The organism is Streptomyces sp. NPDC001393, assembly GCF_053597455.1.
On record NZ_JBSFIH010000005.1, the window covers coordinates 41,457 to 60,135 of the forward strand.

13 protein-coding genes are annotated in these 18,679 nt (G+C 68.7%); 2 read left to right on the forward strand and 11 right to left on the reverse strand.

The window, feature by feature from the left end; translation table 11 throughout:
• Nucleotides 1-19 precede the first annotated feature (19 nt).
• The 7 genes from trxA to ACWC2T_RS08460 all read right to left on the reverse strand — a co-directional run bounded on the left by trxA (nucleotide 20) and on the right by ACWC2T_RS08460 (nucleotide 9,850).
• Entirely contained in the window at nucleotides 20-352 is a 333-nt protein-coding gene (gene trxA / locus ACWC2T_RS08430) for a thioredoxin (protein WP_351208571.1), read from the reverse strand.
• 48 nt (nucleotides 353-400) lie between these two features.
• A complete protein-coding gene (gene trxB, locus ACWC2T_RS08435; RefSeq protein WP_450669636.1) occupies nucleotides 401-1,372 on the reverse strand; it encodes a thioredoxin-disulfide reductase in 972 nt (323 codons plus the stop codon).
• 168 nt (nucleotides 1,373-1,540) lie between these two features.
• Nucleotides 1,541-2,275, reverse strand: a complete 735-nt coding sequence (locus tag ACWC2T_RS08440; RefSeq protein WP_450669637.1) for a hypothetical protein — start codon at nucleotides 2,273-2,275, stop codon at nucleotides 1,541-1,543.
• A gap of 188 nt (nucleotides 2,276-2,463) precedes the next feature.
• A complete protein-coding gene (gene sigM / locus ACWC2T_RS08445; protein ID WP_450669638.1) occupies nucleotides 2,464-3,189 on the reverse strand; it encodes an RNA polymerase sigma factor SigM in 726 nt (241 codons plus the stop codon).
• Nucleotides 3,190-3,215: 26 nt separating this feature from the next.
• Nucleotides 3,216-4,934, reverse strand: coding sequence for a protein kinase family protein (locus ACWC2T_RS08450; RefSeq protein WP_450669639.1), 1,719 nt, complete (start codon nucleotides 4,932-4,934; stop codon nucleotides 3,216-3,218).
• Between the two features lie 118 nt (nucleotides 4,935-5,052).
• A complete protein-coding gene (gene murJ / locus ACWC2T_RS08455; RefSeq protein ID WP_450669640.1) occupies nucleotides 5,053-7,422 on the reverse strand; it encodes a murein biosynthesis integral membrane protein MurJ in 2,370 nt (789 codons plus the stop codon).
• Nucleotides 7,423-7,468: 46 nt separating this feature from the next.
• Nucleotides 7,469-9,850, reverse strand: a complete 2,382-nt coding sequence (locus tag ACWC2T_RS08460) for a DUF6049 family protein (protein ID WP_450669641.1) — start codon at nucleotides 9,848-9,850, stop codon at nucleotides 7,469-7,471.
• Between the two features lie 303 nt (nucleotides 9,851-10,153).
• On the opposite strand from ACWC2T_RS08460, the gene ACWC2T_RS08465 reads away from it, so the two are divergent.
• Nucleotides 10,154-11,596 (forward strand): CCA tRNA nucleotidyltransferase, encoded by a 1,443-nt coding sequence (locus ACWC2T_RS08465; protein WP_450669642.1) that lies wholly within the window; start codon nucleotides 10,154-10,156, stop codon nucleotides 11,594-11,596.
• Nucleotides 11,597-11,707: 111 nt separating this feature from the next.
• On the opposite strand, the gene ACWC2T_RS08470 is transcribed toward ACWC2T_RS08465, so the two are convergent.
• From ACWC2T_RS08470 to ACWC2T_RS08485, 4 genes are all read right to left on the reverse strand, one after another.
• The gene (locus tag ACWC2T_RS08470; protein ID WP_450669643.1) at nucleotides 11,708-12,211 is read right to left on the reverse strand and encodes an LppU/SCO3897 family protein; all 504 of its coding nucleotides are present in this window, start codon (nucleotides 12,209-12,211) and stop codon (nucleotides 11,708-11,710) included.
• Nucleotides 12,212-12,335: 124 nt separating this feature from the next.
• Nucleotides 12,336-13,598, reverse strand: coding sequence for an MFS transporter (locus tag ACWC2T_RS08475; RefSeq protein ID WP_450669644.1), 1,263 nt, complete (start codon nucleotides 13,596-13,598; stop codon nucleotides 12,336-12,338).
• Nucleotides 13,599-13,703: 105 nt separating this feature from the next.
• The gene (locus tag ACWC2T_RS08480) at nucleotides 13,704-14,786 is read right to left on the reverse strand and encodes an inositol-3-phosphate synthase (protein WP_450669645.1); all 1,083 of its coding nucleotides are present in this window, start codon (nucleotides 14,784-14,786) and stop codon (nucleotides 13,704-13,706) included.
• Between the two features lie 43 nt (nucleotides 14,787-14,829).
• Complete coding sequence (locus ACWC2T_RS08485) at nucleotides 14,830-15,507, reverse strand: helix-turn-helix transcriptional regulator (RefSeq protein ID WP_450669646.1); 678 nt, start codon at nucleotides 15,505-15,507, stop codon at nucleotides 14,830-14,832.
• A gap of 396 nt (nucleotides 15,508-15,903) precedes the next feature.
• Between ACWC2T_RS08485 and ACWC2T_RS08490 the strand changes: the two genes are divergently transcribed.
• Nucleotides 15,904-18,612, forward strand: coding sequence for a transglycosylase domain-containing protein (locus tag ACWC2T_RS08490; protein WP_450669647.1), 2,709 nt, complete (start codon nucleotides 15,904-15,906; stop codon nucleotides 18,610-18,612).
• Nucleotides 18,613-18,679 lie beyond the last annotated feature (67 nt).

Genomic DNA, 18,679 nt, shown 5'->3' on the forward strand with positions numbered 1-18,679 from the left:
TCGTGTTTCACGTGAAACGTCACTCGGCGATGAAGTCCTCGAGGTCGCGAACGATCGCGGCCTTCGGCTTGGCACCGACGATGGTCTTGGCGACCTCGCCACCCTGGTAGACGTTCAGGGTCGGGATGGACATGACGCCGTACTTCGCGGCCGTGCCGGGGTTCTCGTCGATGTTCAGCTTGACGACCTCGATCTTGTCGCCGTACTCGGCAGCGATCGCCTCCAGGGAGGGAGCGATCTGGCGGCACGGACCGCACCAGGCGGCCCAGAAGTCCACCAGGACGGGCTTGTCGCTCTTGAGGACGTCCTGCTCGAAGGAATCGTCGGTCACATTCTTCAGGCTGCCGGCCACGGCGGGCTCCTTAACTCGATCGTGCGGTGGGGCGGGGGAAGGGGAGGGTCAGGCGGTGGCGGTCTTCTCGGGCTCCGCCTTGTCCTCGGCCGCGAGGGCGGAGAGGAAGCGCTCGGCGTCCAGAGCGGCGGAGCAGCCTGTGCCGGCCGCGGTGATCGCCTGTCGGTAGGTGTGGTCGACCACGTCACCGGCGGCGAAGACACCGGTCACATTGGTGCGGGTGGACGGGGAGGCGACCTTCAGGTAGCCCTCCTCGTCCAGGTCCAGCTGGCCCTTGAACAGCTCGGTGCGCGGGTCGTGGCCGATCGCGATGAACAGACCGGTCACGGGCAGCTCGGACAGTTCCCCGGTCTTGACGTTGCGCAGCTTCAGACCGGAGAGCTTCTGCTCGCCCTGGATCTCGGCGACCTCGCTGTCCCACACGAACTTGATCTTCGGGTCACCGAAGGCACGCTCCTGCATCGCCTTGGAGGCGCGCAGCGTGTCCCGGCGGTGGACGATCGTCACGGACTTGGCGAACCGCGAGAGGAAGGTGGCCTCCTCCATCGCGGTGTCTCCGCCGCCGATCACGGCGATGTCCTGGTCCTTGAAGAAGAAGCCGTCGCAGGTCGCGCACCAGGAGACACCTCGGCCGGACAGGGCGTCCTCGTTCGGCAGGCCCAGCTTGCGGTGCTGGGAGCCGGTGGTGACGATGACGGCCTTGGCCTTGTGGACCGTGCCTGCGGTGTCGGTGACGGTCTTGATCTCACCGCTGAGGTCGACGGAGACGATGTCGTCCGGGATGAGCTCGGCGCCGAAGCGCTCGGCCTGCGCCCGCATGTTGTCCATCAGCTCGGGGCCCATGATGCCGTCGCGGAAGCCCGGGAAGTTCTCCACCTCGGTGGTGTTCATCAGCGCGCCACCGGCGGTGACGGCGCCCTCGAACACCAGGGGCTTCAGCGACGCTCGCGCGGTGTAGAGCGCCGCCGTGTAGCCGGCGGGCCCGGAGCCGATGATGATCACGTTACGGACGTCGCTCACGGCTTGATTCCTCGTCTCTGGTCTGCGTCAGTCGACCGGTGGGAGACCCTTCCAGGACTCTCACCCCACCCAACGGATCCTACGGGGCCCGCATTCCCGGTGTGTCCGGGCACACGCATGCGCCGGGTGACAGAGGGAGCGGCCCGGCAGTCCCAGGGATGGGTGGACTCAGGGACGTGTGAAGGAATGCTTCAGAAGAACCGTGCCGGCAGAACCGGGCTGCTGCCGGATGCAGGCCGCATCGACGATGTACACCGTCACGCGCGCGCTGTCTGTGGCATCGGGCACCACGACGAGATAGGCGGACTTGCCGTCGTACGTTCCCGTCTTGGCGCCCAGGACGTTGTCGCCCCGGTGGAGCGCGGCTCGGACGCAGTCGGGGACGGCGACGTCGGTCTGGATCAGAGTGTTCGCGCTTTCGGTCGAGTGAGGGGTGTTCTGCTCGGACTGGTGGCCCGATCGAGGCTGCTGGCCCTGCTGCGGGTTCTTCTTGGTGGTGAGTAGATCCTTCACCTGGCTCTCGACACTCGTGCCCGAGAAGGGACCGACGGAAGGCGTCGGCTTTCCATGGGCGGTGGTGTCGGACGAGTGATCACCGAGCGACTGCAGTACTAGGGACCCCACTCCGAGGACGGCAGCGGTCAGCACAGCCCCCAGGACCACACGCCCCCGACGTCGGCCCCGCTCGCGCCCCTTGCGGCCCGGGCCGGTCGCCGCCTGAGGACGGCCAGCGGGGCGGTCCGAGGGAAGCGATGTTTCACGTGAAACATGACCCTGGCCGTCCCCTTGCCCCGGCTTGGTCTCCGTGGAGGCCTGAGCGCTCAGCGGTTCCGGAGCGGAGGCGCTGAGCAGCGCCTCCGCAGCGAGCGCGGCATCAATACGCTCGGCCACGTCGGCCGGCATGCTCTCCGCTTCCGATACGGATCCCAGCAGCCCCCGGATCTCATCCAGCGAGGCGCGGACGTCCGCGCACAGCTCACACGTCTCCAGATGGCGCCGTACGTCCGTGCTGCGGTCCGGAGGCAGAAGGCCTTCGGTGAGGTCGGAGATCTCCGCGACGTCCGGGTGCCCGGTCGTGTCTGTCGTGGAAGTCACGCTCGCCCACCTCCGCCCTTCACTACGGCTGAATCGCTCGGTCCCGCGCCCTCGGGGCTCTCGCTTGACGTCCCCGTTGCCGGTGGGACGGATGTCCCCTCCACCCGGTTCCGTCCCGCGCCGGGTTCTTTTCCGCTTCCAGAGCCTTCGGGCCGTAGATGAGTGAGGAGAGGCATCAGCCGGGCTCTGCCCCGGGCACAACGGCTCTTCACCGTGCCCGTCGGCACATCGAGGATCCGCGCGGCCTCGGCCACGGCATAGCCCTGCATGTCCACCAGGACCAGGGCAGCTCGCTGGTCGTGCGGGAGGGTGCCGAGCGCTTCGAGCAGCTGACGGTGCACATCGTTCCGCTCGGCCGGCGCCGAGGCCGACTCGTGCGGCTCCAGGAGCTGCTCCAGCCGCTCGGTGTCGTCGACCGGAGCGGTCTTCCGGGAGTCCGCCTTGCGGGCACGGTCCAGGCAGGCGTTCACCGTGATCCGGTGCAGCCAGGTCGTGACCGCCGACTGGCCCCGGAAGGTGTGAGCGGCCCGGTAGGCCGACAACAGGGCGTCCTGGACCGCGTCGGCGGCCTCCTCACGGTCCCCCAGCGTCCGCAGCGCGACCGCCCAGAGCCGATCCCGATGCCGGCGCACGATCTCCCCGAAGGCATCGGGGTCGCCTTCCACATGGCGGGAGAGCAGATCCTTGTCGCTCACTCCGTCGTATCCGGCGTCCTCCGCCATCTGCCCCCTCCGGTCCGGGTGCGACGTCAGCCCGTGAACTTCACTTCTCCGATGGCTTGCTTGTAGCCGGCCTTGGCGTACGCGGCCGAGTCCGGACCCGAGTACGGCACGGCCGTCAGCCACACGAGGACGTATTGCGTCTTCACTGACTTGGTGACCCTCACCGTAGCGGTGGTGCTCGTGGTCGTGCCCTTGCCGATCTGGTCCATCGAGTCCAGCGACCCGGGTGTCAGCGAGTCGGCAGCGTACAGCTCCACGGTCGTGTGGTCACCGGGGTAGCGCAGGTCGAGGGTGGCCGTCCGAAGCGTCTTGGCCGAACCCAGGTCGTAGACGATGCCGACGCCTGGCTTGTAGGGCGCGATCGGGGGACCTTCGTTGAAGGTCTTCGTCCTCCAGTACGTGGAGGTGTTGCCGTCGTAGGTATTGGCCACATCGCCGGGGTGCTGGGCGTCCCCCGTGGCGACGAACTCCCGGCTGCCCTTGATGCTTATCGGCATCGGCTTGGGCTTCGCACCGCCCTTGTCGCCGTCACCCGTCTGCTGGCTCTTGTTGGTGTCGTCGGACTTGCCGCTCTGGTCCATCAGTGCGTCCGCCAACTGCCAGCTTCCCAGGCCGAGGGCGGCGATGAGGAGGGCGGACACGGCCCACTTCAGCACCTTGCCAGTACGGCTCTGCAGCGGGGGCGGCGGCGGGGTGATCGGCTGGGTGGCGCCGGGGTGCGGTGCCGGGCGGCCGTACGTGCCCTGCTGGTAGGTCGTGCGCTGGTACTCGGGCGGGGCCGTGAACGCAGGCTCCGGTGGGCGGATGCGCGGCATCTCGCCGATCGCCTTCACCAGCTCCTCCGGCGTGGTGCACGGGGCCTCGTGACGGGAGGCGGTGGCACCGTCGTTGGCGAGCGCGCGCATGGCCAGTTCGGACAGGCCCCGGTGCACACCGGCCCGCACCTGGTCCGGTGCGATGAGGCCGACGCCCTTGGGAAGCCCGGACAGGCCGTACGCGTTGTTCTCGTACGGCCAGCGCTGGGTCAGCGCCGCGTACAGCAGGGCGCCGATCGCCTCGGTGTCGGTGCGCTGCGGGGTGTCGGAGCTGATGCCGCGCAGCGCGGCGTTCACGGCGAGGCCCCGGATCCGCCACTGGCCGGTCGAGGCGCGCAGGACGGCGTTGGGGTTGAGCCGGAGATGGGCGAGGCCCTCGCGGTGCGCGGCGGCCATGGCGGAAGCGACCTGACTGACCATCTGGTAGGCGTCGTGCGGCTCCAGTGGGCCGTTCGTGAGGAGCGTGGTCAGCTCGGTGGCGTCGGGCAGCCACTCGTGCACGACGTAGACGAGGTCGTTCTCCTCGACGGCGTCGAGCACCTGGACGAAGCGGGGGTCGCCGAGCAGCGCGGAGGAGCGGGCGGCGGCGAGGACGGAACGGGCCCGCACGTGTTCCGCGGGCAGGATGTGGACGCCGACGGCGCGACGGAGCTTCTCGTCGACCGCACGCCAGCTGCTGAATCCGTCCAGACGGGTGACGCACTCCTCCAGTCGGTAGCGTCTGGCGAGTTTGTGACCGCTGTGCAGTTCGGGAGGCGAGGCCTTCTGCACGGAACCCTCGGGCCCGGTCCTCTGTGCCTCGTCGCTGTCCGTGTCCCGCTCCGGGTTCTTGGCCACCCCGTCGGCCGTGGACTGGTCCGCCTTGGCGGTCAGCGGCTGCTCACCGCTGTTGTCTGCCACGTCGACGGCAGCTGTGCTCCGTTCCGCCACCGTCGTCCCTGCCTCCCCATCCGTTGCACGCTGTCCGACGCCGAAACCAATTGTGCCCACAGTCCGCCGCTATGCACGACACACGGCGGCGGACGATGGTTGTGCGCCTACCCCCGCCTCAGCGGCCCAGACGCCCGCGGACCATGCCCACGAGCGAATTGAGTTCCTCGATGCGCATCCGGCGGGCGGCGACGAAAAACATGCCGAGCAGGACGGCACCACCGGCGATCAGCGCGGCGAAGGAGCCGACGACGCCCTGGCCGAGGGTGTGCCCGATGCCGTAGCAGGCCGCGCCGCTGAGCAGGGCGGCCGGCACCGAGGCGAGGCACAGGCGCGCGTACGTCCGCATCACCCGGGCGCCGTCCAGGTCACCGCCGAGCCGCTTGCGCAGCCGCCGCCAGGCGACGCCCACACCGATCGCGTAGGCCAGGCCGTACGCGGCTGCCATGCCCGCGACCGCCCAGCGGGCGGGCAGCAGGAAGTAGCAGAGCGCCGAGGCGCCCGCGTTGACGACGGCGACGATGACGGTGTTGTAGAAGGGCGTGCGGGTGTCCTCGTATGCGTAGAAGGCCCGCAGGACGACGTACTGCACCGAGTACGGGATCAGGCCGAGGCCGAAGGCCATCAGCATGTAGCCCATGTTGGTGGCCGAGTCGGTGCCTGCGGAGCCGAAGATCAGCGTGCACATCGGAATGCCGAGGGCGAGGAAGCCGAAGGCGATCGGCACGATGGCGACCGCGGTGGTCCGCAGGCCCTGGGAGATGTCATCGCGGACGGCGCCGACGTCGCCCTCGGCGGCCGAACGCGAGATGCGCGGCAGCAGCGCGGCCATTAGGGAGACCGTGATGATGGCCTGCGGCAGGCCCCAGATCAGCTGGGCGTTGGCGTAGGCGGCGAAACCGGTGCCCTTGATGTCGGAGTCCTTGCCCGCGGCGGTGGACAGCTGGGTGACGATCATGGCGCCCGCCTGGTTGGCCAGGACGAACAGGACCGTCCACTTGGCGAGCATCGCGGCCTTGCCCAGGCCGTGGCCGCGCCAGTCGAACCGCAGCCGGATCCGGAAGCCCGTCTCGCGCAGGTACGGGATCATCGCCAGCGCCTGGACGACCAGACCGAGCAGCACACCGATCCCGAGCAGCCGCTGGCCCTCCGCCGGGATGTTCTCGACCTTCATGTGGGAGTGGGAGGCGGTGCCGTAGACCCAGATGAACATGCCGAGCGACACGATGATGACGATGTTGTTCAGGACCGGGGTCCACATCATCGCGCCGAACTTGCCGCGGGCGTTGAGGATCTGACCCATCACCACGTGGATGCCCATGAAGAAGATCGAGGGCAGGAAGTAGCGGGTGAAGGTGACCGCCACGTCGTTGGCGGCCGGGTTGCCGGCGATGGTGGGCGACAGGGCCCGCACCAGGAGCGGCGCGGCGAACATCGCGAGGCCGGTGAGCGCGGCCAGCGCGACCATCACCAGGGTCAGCAGGCGGTTCGCGAAGGCCTCGCCGCCGTCCTCGTCCTCCTTCATCGACCGCACCAGTTGCGGCACGAAGACCGAGTTCAGGCCGCCGCCGACGGTAAGGATGTAGATCATCGTCGGCAGCTGGTAGGCGACCTGGAAGGAGTCGCCGAGGAAGCCGAGGCCGAGCGCCGAGACGATCAGCGCCGAGCGGATGAAACCGGTGAGGCGGGAGACCATCGTGCCCGCCGCCATCACGGCACTGGACTTCAGCAGCCCGGTGGCCTTGCCACCCTTCTTCGCGGGTGCGGCAGAGGCTGCGGGAGCCGCTGCCAGCTCGGGTTCCGCGTCCTGGTACGGACCGGCGGGATCCGGCGCCGCGGCCGGGGCGGGCACGGGCGGCTGCGCCGCGTTCCCCGGGGCGGCCGGATAGGAGGCCGCGGCGGCGTACGGGCTGTCCTGCTGGGCGCCCTGGCCGGGCGCCGACGGGTACTGGTCGGCGGGACCGTACCCGGTGCCTGGAGCGGTGGCCGGCTGGGAGTAGCCGGGCGGGTCCATGGGCGCGTGCCCACCGCTCTGCTGCTGGTCCTTGAAGAGGTGCGCGAAGGCGTCCGGCTCGTGGTACTCCTCGCCCGAGTGCGTGACCAGGTCGTCCACGCCCACGAACTGGGTCGTGCGCGGGTCGTCGCCGTACGGCATGTAGGGGGCCGCGCCCTCCGGCTCCGGTGCCGGCGTCTGTGCCCACACCCGAGGGTCGGGCGCGTACGGCGACTGAGCGGGCTGTCCGTAGAGCGGCTGCTGCCCGTGGCTGCCCTGAGGGGGCGGCGGGTGCGCGGCGCGGTCGTAGAGCGCCTCGGCGACCGGATCCTGGGCGGCGAGGTCCTGCCCCCGGTAGGGGTCCTGGTCGTAGGCGTCCTGGAGGTACATGTCCGCCGGTTGCTGCGGCGGTACCTGACCGGGCTCCGGCGGTGTCTCGGGGTAGCCCGAGCCGGCCGCGCCCTGGCCGCGATCACCGTCGTACGGCGCGTTCATGCTTACCCCACCTCATCGTCCCTGGCCCCACCGGCCATGACATCGCTCAACGGTCCACTCTCTCACCCGTCCCGGACGGGTCGGGGCTTTCCGGTGCGGTGTCCGGTGCAGGGTCACTCGGGTGCTCCCGGTCGTCTGCCCTCGTGGGAGAGGCGGAATCCTCCGGTTCCTCCGGGAGACGGTCCGCGGGGGCGTCGGGGTTCCCGGGCTCGTCGGCGGCCTGCTCTTCCGCGTCGGTGCCGTTCTCCTCCGTCTGGCGTGCGGATGCCCGTTTGCGCTGGGTGTACATCCGGAAACCGGCCAGGACGAGGAGGAGCACGCCGCCGCCGATGACCAGCATCACCGTGGGCGTGATCTCGGTGACCTTCACGTCGAAGCTGACGGGATCGCCGTACTTCTGGCCGTCCTCGGTGTACAGCTGGGCGATCACCGTGACCCGGCCGTTGGCGTTGGCCGAAGTGGTGAACTTCACGGACTGGCTGTGCCCGCCGGAGATCTCCACCGGCTGCTCGGAGTATGCCTTGCCGCCGATCTTCAGACGCGTCGGCATGGTCGAGGTGAGGCGCAGGACCAGATGGCCGACCGGCTGGACGAGGTTGTTCTGGACGGTCACCGGAATGGTGGCGCTGCGTCCGGAGAGCTTGGTCTCCGACTTGTCGATCAGCTTGACCTGGTCGGCCAGCTCGTCGAGCCATCCCTCCACGCCGTCGCGGTAGCTCTGTGCGTGCCAGCTCCGGCCGGTCCACGACGTGGACATCTCACGGTTTATGGCCCGCCCGAAGGGCGTGACGACGCGGGACTGGTCGGAGAGGATCACCTGGAAGCTGCCGAGCTTGTCCTGGGTACGCGCGATCTGCTCGAAGGCCGTCCGTGGCAGTTCCTGCGAAAGCAGCGAGGAGGGGTAGGCGGACTCCGACGGGATGCGCGTGGTGGCGTTCGGGTCCGGCTTGTCCTTGGCCGCGGCGGAGAGGTCCTGGGACTGGGACCAGTTCCCGCCCTGGAGGGCCTTCAGCGCCGCCGCCATCGCCTGGGCCTGGCTCGCGGTGGGCATGCGCTGCGGGGCGACCACGATGCTGCGCTGCTTGTCCGTCTGCGCGTTCACCTCGAGGCTCTGCGCCAGGAACTCCTGCACCGCGAGCGTGGCCGTGTCCGCCTTCGTCAGATCGCCCTCGAAGGCCGTGGACAGCCGGGCGTCGGAGACCACCGCTGTGGTGCCGCCGCCGACCGGGCGGGCGGCTGAGGGCGTGTACGGCAGCCCGGCGGTCTCCTGGAGGCTGTCACTGCGGGCGATCACGCGGTCGGCCCCGGCGGAGGTCGCGACCTTCATGATCGCCGGGTCCACGGCGCCCTCCACCGGCCAGGCGAAGTCGGTGCTCGGCGTGACGTGGAGCACGGTCTTGACCGTGGTGGCGGCGACGTCGGTCGCGTCCTTGAGGTGGCTGAGGGAGCCGGTGACGCTTGTGCCGTTGTGCGCGAGGGACGCCAGGTCCGGGTCGGCGAAGGGCAGCGCGACGACCTCCTTGCCCGCCACCGCGTCCTGCAGGTTCGCCAGCCACTGCTTGGCGAGCGCCTGGTGATCCTTCGGGCCGGGCTTGGTGGTGCCACCGTCGCCCGGCAGCCGGTAGTTGCCGGTGGCCATCGCGTCCACGGAGGCCAGCAGGTCCGGGTCGATCACCCAGGTGACGTCCAGGTCCTTGCCCAGTTCCACCATCTGGGCCAGCCGGCCGCCCGGCGCGAGGTCCTTGGCCAGGTCGTCGTTGAGGAACACCGGTGTCTGGAGCTCTCCGGCACCCGTCTTGGCCGTCATGTGGACCGTGGAGATCAGCGGCCACAGGTATGTCGTCTTCGTCTTGGTGTCGGCCTCGGACGGCTGCCACGGCAGGAACGTCCGCTGGATGCCGAGCATCTGGTCCCAGGGCTGGGCGGCGGTCCGACCGGAGAGGGAGACACCGAACTCGTACACGCCGGCGTCACCGAGGTCCAGCTTGTCCACGGGGACGGAGATGCTGAAGTGCTCGGCGACGCCCGGCGACAGCTTGGCGAACTTCTCCACGTACTTGCCGCCGACCTCGGAGCCCGTGTCGCCCGACAGGTCGTCGGGGTTCTGGGCGACGGAGTCGATCGCCGAGCGGGTGGTCAGCATGGGACCCACCTGCAGGCCCACGTGCGCGCCCGTGACGGCCTGCTTGCCGTTGTTGGTCACGGTGCCCGACACGGTCAGCGTGTCCCCGTCCGTGGGGGCGCTGGGGGTCAGTGAGTCCAGGGAGACGGACACCGCGTCCGAGGAAGCGGCCGCGGCGGGCGCCGCCGCGGGCAGCTGGAGCAGCCCGGCCAGCAGCGGCGCACCAGCGAGCAGTGCGCCGGCACGTCGCAGCCACCGGCGGGCAGGTGAGGCACTGGTCCCCTGGAATTCAGCCGCCTCGGCCACGCGCTCGCCCGTCCCTCGTCGTCGTCAGTGGTCGTCGGAATGTGCGTCCACGCATGGTAACGATGCGCGCTGAGGGGAAGTGCCGCGGTCTCCGTCACAAGATCGAAGAACTCCCGGCGACCTGTCCTCTATATCCAGTATCGAGGGGAGAGCTTCCGTACGCCGTAAGAGCAGCGCTTGCGCCGGTATGCCGACAGCTGTCCGCGGCCCCTCTCCCCGGGCCGGCCCTTGGTCCTCGTCCGGTCGGCCCCGGACGAAAATGGAGGGCGCCCCTGGTCGCCGGGGCACGTACCCTCTTCTGTTGTGCCGAACCCCAACGAAGACACTCCCTCTGCCCTGAGCCAGGCGCAGCAGCGCGCGGTCGCCGAGCTGCTGCGGGTGGCCCCCGTTGCCGACGATCTCGCCCGCCGATTCCAGGCGGCCGGGTTCTCCCTCGCCCTGGTCGGCGGGTCGGTGCGGGACGCGCTGCTCGGCCGGCTCGGCAACGACCTGGACTTCACGACCGACGCTCGCCCCGAGGACGTTCTGAAGATCGTCCGTCCGTGGGCGGACGCCGTCTGGGAGGTCGGTATCGCCTTCGGTACCGTCGGCGCGCAGAAGGACGGCTACCAGATCGAGGTCACCACCTACCGGTCGGAGGCCTACGACCGCACCTCGCGCAAGCCCGAGGTGTCGTACGGCGACTCCATCGAGGAGGATCTGGTCCGCCGTGACTTCACGGTCAACGCGATGGCCGTGGCACTGCCGGCGAAGGAGTTCATCGACCCGCACGGAGGCCTGGAGGATCTTGCGGCGCGTGTGCTGCGGACGCCGGGCACGCCGGAGGAGTCCTTCTCGGACGATCCGCTGCGCATGATGCGGGCCGCCCGGTTCGCCGCCCAGCTGGACTTCGCGGTCGCCCCCGAGGTCGTCACCGCGATGAAGGAGATGGCCGGACGCATTGAGATCGTCTCGGCCGAGCGGGTCCGGGACGAGCTGAACAAGCTGATCCTGTCCGCGCACCCGTGCAAGGGGCTGACCCTGCTCGTGGAGACCGGGCTCGCCGACCATGTGCTGCCCGAACTGCCGGCGCTGCGCCTGGAACGTGACGAGCACCACCGGCACAAGGATGTCTACGAGCACACGCTGATCGTCCTGCAGCAGGCGATCGCCCTGGAGCAGGACGGTCCCGACCTCACGCTGCGGCTGGCGGCGCTGCTGCACGACATCGGCAAGCCGCGTACGCGCCGCTTCGAGAAGGACGGTCGGGTCTCCTTCCACCACCACGAGGTGGTCGGAGCCAAGATGACCAAGAAGCGCATGACGGCCTTGAAGTACTCCAACGAGCTCGTGAAGGACGTCTCACGGCTGGTCGAGCTCCACCTGCGCTTCCACGGCTACGGCACCGGGGAGTGGACGGACTCGGCCGTGCGCCGCTATGTCCGCGACGCGGGCCCGCTGCTGGACCGCCTGCACAAGCTGACCCGTTCCGACTGCACCACCCGCAACAAGCGCAAGGCGGCCGCGCTGTCCCGGGCCTACGACGGCCTGGAGGAGCGCATCGCCCAGCTGCAGGAGCAGGAGGAGCTGGACGCGATCCGCCCGGATCTCGACGGCAACCAGATCATGGAGATCCTGGGGGTCGGCCCCGGCCCCGTCGTCGGTAAGGCGTACAAGCACATGCTGGAGCTGCGCCTGGAGAACGGACCGATGGGGTACGACGCGGCGGTGGCGGCTCTCAAGGACTGGTGGGCCGAGCAGAACTGATCTCTGACGGGCCAGGCGGTGCCATGTTTCACGTGAAACACACCGCCTGGATCAGAACGCGCGGAGGGGCGATGTTTCACGTGAAACATCGCCCCTCCGCGCGTTCAAGCGCTACTTCTTGTTGTCTCCCAGGCAGAGAACGAATGAGTCGCTGCCTTCTCGCCACGAGATGGCGGCGGTCGTTCCCTGGACCGACTGGCAGGCGAGCATGGCGATGCTGGTGCTGCCGTCCTTCTTGAGTACCTTGTAGTCCGCCTTCGGATCGCTGCAGTCCAGCTGCTCGATGTTCGGGTCCTTGGCGGTTCCCTTGTTCGTCAGGCAGTCGCCGACAGCCAGCTTCTGGGTGTCGTCGCTGTGGCTGCCGAGGTAGCCGCCGGCCGCCGCGATAAGGCCGACGACGATGATGGCTATGCGCACGTACAGCTTGACGTTGCGCTTCGGCCGCTGAGGTGGCACCGGTGCGTACGGTGCCGTGCCCTGCTGGGGGAAGCCAGGCTGGCCCGGCTGCTGCGGGTAGCCGCCCTGGGGCGGGTACGGGGCCTGCGGCTGGGGCTGGCCGTACGGCTGCTGCCCCGGCGCGTACGGGTACTGGCCCTGGGGCGGCGGAGTCGTCACTTGGTGGTCCCCCTAAGAGAGTTGGCGAGCAGCGCACATAAGTGGCGCATAAGACGCACGTAAGTTACCGGGCACTACTGACACTCCTGTAGCCCAGGGGGACTCTGTGGCTTTGATGTGACACTCACCGGTGTTCAAAGCGGGCCATAGCCCCAGCAACTGTGCCGTAGATGACGGCGACTGTGACGACCAGCGTTGCCGTGCGTCCGTCCGGCGGCAGCATCAGGGCCGCTACTCCGGCCGCTCCGACGAAGGCCACATTGAACAGCACGTCGTACACGGAGAAGATCCGGCCGCGGAAGCCGTCGTCGACGGCGGCCTGGACGATCGTGTCCGTGGCGATCTTCGCGCCCTGGGTGATCAGTCCCAGGACGAAGGCCGCGACCAGGAGGGGCCCGGTGGCGAACGGGAGGCCGAGGGCGGGCTCCAGTACGCTGGCGGCGCCCGAGCACACCACGATCCAGCGCCCGGGTCTGAGGCGTCCCGCCGCCCACGGCGTGATCGCGGCCGCCGCGAAGAATCCCGCACCCGACAGCGCCAGCGCGAGGCCGAGCAGCCGAAGGCCGCCCTCGGGACTCGCGGAGAGGGCGTAGCGGCACAGCATCAGCAGAAGGACGAGGAGCGCGCCGTAGCAGAAGCGCATCAGCGTCATCGCGGCCAGCGCCCATGCGGCTTCCCTGCGCTGCGGTGCGGCCAGATGCCGGACGGCCGCCAGGAGTTCGCGTGCCGTCTCGGCGAGGGCGGTGCCCATGCGCGGCCGTACCGGCTGCCGGTCGGGACCGAGGAGCGCGCGAGGCATGGTCAGGGATGTCAGGCCGGCGCACAGATAGAGGAAGGCGCCGAGGAGCACAACCGCCGCGTCGGAGTCGGACGCCACGAGCCGTACGGCGAAGGCGAGACCGCCACCCGCGGTCGCCGCGAGTGTTCCGGCGGTCGGGGACAGGGAGTTGGCGAGCAGAAGACGCTCGGCGTCCACCACGCGGGGCAGGGACGCGGACAGCCCGGCGAGGATGAAGCGGTTGACGGCCGTGACACACAGCGCCGAGACGTAGAAGAGCCAGTCCGGGACATGACTGACCATCAGCACGGCGGTGACCGCGGCCAGCAGGGCGCGCAGCAGATTGCCGTAGAGGAAGACCTGCCGACGGCGCCAGCGGTCCAGCAGGACGCCCGCGAACGGGCCGACCAGCGAATAGGGGAGCAGCAGGACGGCCATCGCCGAGGCGATGGCGGTGGCCGAGGTCTGTTTCTCCGGTGAGAAGACGACGTACGCGGCGAGCGCGACCTGGTAGACGCCGTCGGCGCCCTGGGACAGGAGGCGGATGGAGAGCAGACGTCGGAAGTACCGCAGGCGCAACAGGACGCGCAGGTCACGGACGACGGGCATGGAGCACAGCCTCACACATGTGGAAGGTCCCCGGGTCAGGGAACCCGGGGACCTTCACAGCCCTGGCAGGAGCGTTCTGGTGCGAGCGATGCGCCGTGGGGCGTTCTAGCGCTCGACCTCGCCGCGGATGAACTTCTCGACGTTCTCGCGGGCCTCGTCGTCGAAGTACTGGACCGGCGGGGACTTCATGAAGTAGGAGGACGCCGACAGGATCGGGCCGCCGATGCCGCGGTCCTTGGCGATCTTCGCGGCGCGCAGGGCGTCGATGATGACACCCGCGGAGTTCGGGGAGTCCCAGACCTCGAGCTTGTACTCCAGGTTCAGCGGGACGTCACCGAAGGCGCGGCCCTCGAGGCGGACGTAGGCCCACTTGCGGTCGTCCAGCCAGGCCACGTAGTCGGACGGGCCGATGTGGACGTTCTTCTCGCCGAGGTCCCGGTCGGGGATCTGGGAGGTGACGGCCTGCGTCTTGGAGATCTTCTTGGACTCCAGGCGCTCGCGCTCGAGCATGTTCTTGAAGTCCATGTTGCCGCCGACGTTCAGCTGCATCGTGCGGTCGAGGATGACACCGCGGTCCTCGAACAGCTTGGCCATGACGCGGTGCGTGATGGTGGCGCCGACCTGGGACTTGATGTCGTCACCGACGATCGGCACACCGGCCTCGGTGAACTTGTCCGCCCACTCCTTGGTGCCGGCGATGAAGACCGGGAGGGCGTTGACGAAGGCGACCTTGGCGTCGATGGCGCACTGGGCGTAGAACTTCGCCGCGTCCTCGGAGCCCACCGGCAGGTAGCAGACCAGGACGTCGACCTGCTTGTCCTTCAGGACCTGGACGACGTCGACCGGCGCGGCGTCGGACTCCTCGATGGTCTGGCGGTAGTACTTGCCGAGGCCGTCGAGGGTGTGGCCGCGCTGCACGGTGACCCCGGTGCTGGGCACGTCGCAGATCTTGATGGTGTTGTTCTCGGAGGCGCCGATCGCGTCCGCGAGGTCGAGGCCGACCTTCTTGGCGTCGACGTCGAACGCGGCGACGAACTCGATGTCGCGCACGTGGTAGTCACCGAACTGCACGTGCATCAGGCCGGGGACCTTCGACGCCGGGTCGGCGTCCTTGTAGTACTCGACTCCCTGCACCAGCGACGCGGCGCAGTTGCCCACGCCGACGATGGCTACGCGAACCGAACCCATTCCGGTTGCTCCCTGTGTGTACGAGTGAGGCCCTGAGTGGGTCTCACGTGGCGGTGTCGCCGGGCGTATCCGTGCGAGGGGTGTCCCCGCGACGGGGCAGGCCGCCCGTCGATCCAGTGGTGGTGTCCTGCTGAGCGGACCCCCCGGACGCGGAACCCTTCAGATCCCGCCCGGCCCGCTCGCTCTCGATGAGCTCGTTCAGCCAGCGCACTTCGCGCTCCACGGACTCCATCCCGTGGCGCTGGAGCTCGAGTGTGTAGTCGTCGAGGCGCTCCCGGGTGCGCGCCAGCGAGGCGCGCATCTTCTCCAGGCGCTCCTCCAGGCGGCTGCGCCGGCCCTCCAGCACGCGCATGCGCACATCGCGCGAGGTCTGCCCGAAGAAGGCGAACCGTGCGGCGAAGTGCTCGTCCTCGTACGCGTCGGGGCCGGTCTGCGAGAGCAGCTGCTCGAAGTGCTCCTTACCTTCTGCCGTCAATCGGTACACGATCTTCGCTCGGCGTCCGGCGAGAGAAACGGCGTCCTCGTGGGTGCTGCCCGGTTCCTCGATCAACCAGCCGTTGGCGACCAGCGTCTTGAGACAGGGATACAGGGTCCCGTAGCTGAACGCCCGGAACACACCCAGGGACGTGTTGAGTCGTTTGCGCAGCTCATAGCCGTGCATCGGGGACTCGCGCAGCAGGCCGAGCACGGCGAACTCGAGGATGCCGGAACGTCGGCTCATCGTCGCCTCCTCTCGGTCCCGCTGATCGCTCATGCGGGTCTCGCAGTGCCTCTCAGCGTCTTTATGTCGCGCTGATGTATCGACTCGATACATCACGACGATAGAACGGCCGTCCGCGCGGGACAAGAGGGGCGGTGGTGAACGGGATCACATCACCGATTCATACGGTGCGGGTTGCCTGGTTTGGGGTGAACTTCAGGGCTCGGCGGGTTTTGGTGGTGCGTAGTCTGTGCGGCATGCAATCCACCGGGAACCAAGTGACGCCCGGGGAGCGTCGTCGTCCCTGGTGCAGTACGGGTGAATGCAGGACCGACCACATCCGTACTTCGGGGGGACCGGAAACCAGCCGCCGTTCCAGGCGCGCAAGGGTGCGCCTGCCCGAGGAGTAATCGTTCGATGAGCGAGCACCGTCGCAAACCGCCGCAGCCGCAGGGAGGCGGACGTGCCGCGGCCCGACGCGGCCAGTCCGGTTCGTCCTCCGGTCGCCGTGCGGCACCGCGAGGCGCCACCGGATCGCCAGCCGACTCCTATGGGTCCAGTTCCTATGGGTCGGGTTCCAGCGGTCCGGGAGGTGAGGAGCGTTCCTACGGCGGCCGTGCCGAGGCCCGCCGGGCGGCGCAGAGAGGCAGCCGCCGCAGAGGCGCTGACAACGCCGGTCCCGGCGGCCGGCGCGGCGCTCCTGGCGGCCCGACCGGTCCCGGGCGCGGCAGAGGGCGTGCATCGACCGCTCCTGGCAGGAAGCGGCTGATCGACTATCCCCGCGCCGGAAAGTACGGCTGGCGCCGCTGGGTGCCCTCCTGGAAGCTCGTCTCCGGGCTGTTCATCAGCTTCGTCGGCAGCCTGGTGGCGGTGGCGGGCATCGCGTACGCGATGGTGACCGTTCCCGACGAGGCCGCGGTCGCCAAGGCACAGAACAATGTCTTCTACTGGGCCGACGGCTCGGTGATGGTCGCGACCGGCGGTGAGATCAACCGCCAGAACATGAGCTACGCCAGCATCCCCAAGGAGATGCGCTACGCCGTCATCTCGCAGGAGAACAAGACCTTCGAGACCGACAGCGGTATCGACCCGAAGGGTATCGCGCGTGCCGTCCTGAACATGGCCCGCGGCGGTCAGACACAGGGTGGCTCGACCATCACCCAGCAGTACGTCAAGAACGCGATGCTGAACGACCAGGCACAGACGTTGACCCGGAAGTTCAAGGAGATCTTCGTCGCGATCAAGGTGGGATCCCAGGTCCCCAAGGACAAGATCATGGAGGGCTACCTCAACACGACGTACTTCGGCCGCGGGGCTTACGGGCTCCAGGCCGCGTCCCGAGCGTACTTCAACAAGGACGCGACGAAGCTGGACCCGGGTGAGTGTGCCTTCCTCGCGGCGATGGTCAAGGGCGCGACGTACTACGACCCGGCGGGTGCGACCTCCCTCGACCCCTCCGCGACTCCGGAGGCCAACAGCAGGCGGGCCCTGGCACAGATGCAGGACACCTTGGACAAGATGGTCAAGTACGGCCACCTGAGCCCTGCGGAGCGCGCCAAGTACACGACCCTCCCCAAGATCCAGAATCCCCGGGCGAACGGCCAGCTGGGGGGCCAGATCGGCTATCTCGTCGACCTGGCCAAGGCGTACCTGGTCAACAACCCGGCGACGCACATCACCGCGGACGATCTTCAGAAGGGCGGCTACCAGATCTACACGACCTTCGACAAGAAGAAGGTCAACGCGCTGGAAGCCGCCGTGAAGAACGTCCAGAAGGCGAACATCAAACCCAAGCAGCGGCCCAAGACGGACACCTACGTCCAGTTCGGCGGGGCTTCCGTGGACCCGACCTCGGGCGCCATCAAGGCCATCTACGGCGGTGAGGACGCAACAAAGCACTTCACCGACAACGCCGACTCGACCGGTGCCCAGGTGGGTTCGACGTTCAAGCCGTTCGTGCTGGCGGCGGCCATGAAGTGGGGCGTGCGCAACCCGGACGGTCCGGAGTCACAGGCCCAGGACGAGCGGACGATCGCCTCCCCCAAGAGCCTGTACAGCGGCAAGAACAAGCTCAAGATCAAGGAGTACAACAAAAAGGTCTGGACCGACAAGGACGGCAACGAGTGGCTGCAGACCAACGACGGCGGTGAGTCCGTCGGGCAGGCGCCGGACTACAAGATCGACCTCCGCGAGGCGATGCAGTACTCGGTCAACTCCGCCTACGTCCAGCTCGGCATGGACGTGGGGCTGGACAAGGTCCAGCAGAGTGCCATGGACGCCGGCATTCTCAAGGGCAGCCTCGCCAGCGCCAACTACCCGTCCTTCTCGATCGGTACGTCGGACCCCAGCGCCATTCGCATGGCCTCCGCGTACGGCACGTTCGCGGCCAGCGGTCAGCAGCGTGATCCGTACTCCGTCGTGAAGGTGAGCGACAAGGACGGCGTGATCTTCACGCACCAGGACAAGTCCACCGAGGCGTTCACCCCGCAGGTCGCCGACAACGTGACCGACGTGCTGAAGACCGTGGTCGACAAGGGCACCGGCACCAAGGCCCAGCTCCCCGGCCGCGACGTCGCCGGTAAGACGGGTACCACGGACGGCAACAAGTCCGCGTGGTTCGTCGGCTACACCCCGCAGCTGTCCACCGCGATCAGCATGTTCCGCTTGGACGACAACGCGAAGAACAAGAACCGGACGTTCCTGGAGATGTACGGAACGGGTGGCCAGGAGAAGATCCATGGTGCCTCGTTCCCGGCCGAGATCTGGCACGACTACATGGCCGAGGCCCTGGCCAATACGCCGGTCGTGAACTTCCCGGCTCCGCAGCCCATCGGCAAGGTGCTCAACGCCGACCCGAGCCCGACGCCAACCCCTTCGGCCAGCCAGAGCCAGACGACGAGCCCGTCGCCGAGCCCGTCGGCCAGCGCGCCGTCCACGTCGCCCTCGCCGTCGGCGAGCCAGACCTGCAACGGCTGGAGCTGGAAGTGCAACACCACCGGAGGCACGGACACGGGTGGCACCGACGGTGGCACCTCGCCGACGCCCACCGTCACGGATACATCCGGGACCGGAGGCAACACCCGGGGCAACGGCAACGGAGGCATTTTCGGCGGTCCGGCCGGCTAGCCACCGCGCCTGACCGACTGGCGGCCGAAGACCGCCAAGCGTGTTTCACGTGAAACATGGGCCGTCG

Bases quoted from the DNA above. Each gene is read 5' to 3' on its own strand.
- ACWC2T_RS08440 (WP_450669637.1), bottom strand. From the start codon at position 2,275: ATGCCGGCCGACGTGGCCGAGCGTATTGATGCCGCGCTCGCTGCGGAG.
- sigM (WP_450669638.1), bottom strand. From the start codon at position 3,189: ATGGCGGAGGACGCCGGATACGACGGAGTGAGCGACAAGGATCTGCTC.
- murJ (WP_450669640.1), bottom strand. From the start codon at position 7,422: ATGAACGCGCCGTACGACGGTGATCGCGGCCAGGGCGCGGCCGGCTCG.
- ACWC2T_RS08475 (WP_450669644.1), bottom strand. From the start codon at position 13,598: ATGCCCGTCGTCCGTGACCTGCGCGTCCTGTTGCGCCTGCGGTACTTC.
- ACWC2T_RS08480 (WP_450669645.1), bottom strand. From the start codon at position 14,786: ATGGGTTCGGTTCGCGTAGCCATCGTCGGCGTGGGCAACTGCGCCGCG.
- ACWC2T_RS08485 (WP_450669646.1), bottom strand. From the start codon at position 15,507: ATGAGCCGACGTTCCGGCATCCTCGAGTTCGCCGTGCTCGGCCTGCTG.
- ACWC2T_RS08490 (WP_450669647.1), top strand. From the start codon at position 15,904: ATGAGCGAGCACCGTCGCAAACCGCCGCAGCCGCAGGGAGGCGGACGT.